The organism is Streptomyces sp. NPDC058650, from assembly GCF_042717315.1.
Taxonomy (GTDB): Bacteria; Actinomycetota; Actinomycetes; order Streptomycetales; family Streptomycetaceae; genus Streptomyces.
Window position 1 is genome coordinate 1 of record NZ_JBHXRL010000101.1, and the last position, 1,027, is coordinate 1,027.

Here is a 1,027-nt window from a genome sequence, read left to right on the forward strand (position 1 = left end):
TTCCACGTCGACCGGCTCGCGGCCGAGGTGGCCGCGGCGGTGCGGGAGGCGATCGACGAGGCGGGCGCGCCGTCGCCCGAGGCATCCGCCCCCCTGACGATCATCGGCGTCTCGCTCGGCGCGGCGCTCGCACTCCGCATCGCCCTCGACGGCCTCCTGCCCATCGAACGCGCGGTGTTCGTGCGGCCGTCGTTCAGCGATCGGTCGCTGCCCGACAACCTGCGCGTCTTCCCCGTCATCGGCCAGATCCTCGCCGATGCCGGCCCTGCGGGCGCCGACGAGTTCCGTGAACGGGCGATCTTCCAGCACGTCGTCTCCGAGTCGCCCTCGGGCGGGCGCGGCCTGCTGACGCAGTTCACGGCGCCCGATGCCGCGCGGCGGGCGATGCGGCTCGTCGAGATCCCGCGCAACCGCGCGTTCCGCGACGACGCCGAGCTCGCGGAGCTCGAGCCACGCGGCATCCGCTCGCTCGTCATCGGGGCGCCGCGCGACCCCGTGCACCCCTACGCGCTCGCCGAACGCTGGGCCGCCGGTCTCGGGGCGCCGCTCGTCGAACTGCCCGCACGCGACGACGGGCTGCCCGTGCAGACCGCGCTGCTGCGCGAGGGCATCGCGCGCTGGCTGCAGCACACCCGCGCCTGACGCTGCAGCACACCTGACACGGCAGCACACCTGACGCGGCGGGTCGAGCGGGTCAGCGCGCGGCCGACGCCTCCGCCATCGCAGGGGCCGGCTGCTCCGTCGCAGCACGGTAGGGCCACGCGCTCCGGCTGATGCCGATGATGCCCGCGCCGACGAGCAGGATGAACGCCGCGATCGCGATGACGTAGACCGTGACGCCGTCGTAGCCGACGCCCGGGGCGATGTCGGGGTTCAGGAACGGGTAGGGGTACCAACCGACGATCGCACCGCGGATCATCGTATAGACCACCCAGGCGATCGGGAAGATCGCGATCGTCCAGATGCGCTTCCACGCGATCTTCCGGCGGCCGGGAGCGAGCACCCAGTCGAGCACCACGTAGAGGGG

At 73.2% G+C, this 1,027-nt stretch carries 2 protein-coding genes; one reads left to right on the forward strand and one right to left on the reverse strand.

Annotated elements, in window-relative coordinates:
• Nucleotides 1-642 (forward strand): alpha/beta fold hydrolase (locus ACFWWU_RS37560; RefSeq protein WP_384153800.1); only part of this gene is annotated, 642 nt, incomplete at its 5' end.
• Nucleotides 643-694: 52 nt separating this feature from the next.
• Here ACFWWU_RS37560 and ACFWWU_RS37565 read toward each other — a convergent pair.
• The coding region (locus ACFWWU_RS37565) for a Pr6Pr family membrane protein (RefSeq protein WP_384153803.1) at nt 695-1,027 on the reverse strand (333 nt) is incomplete at its 5' end.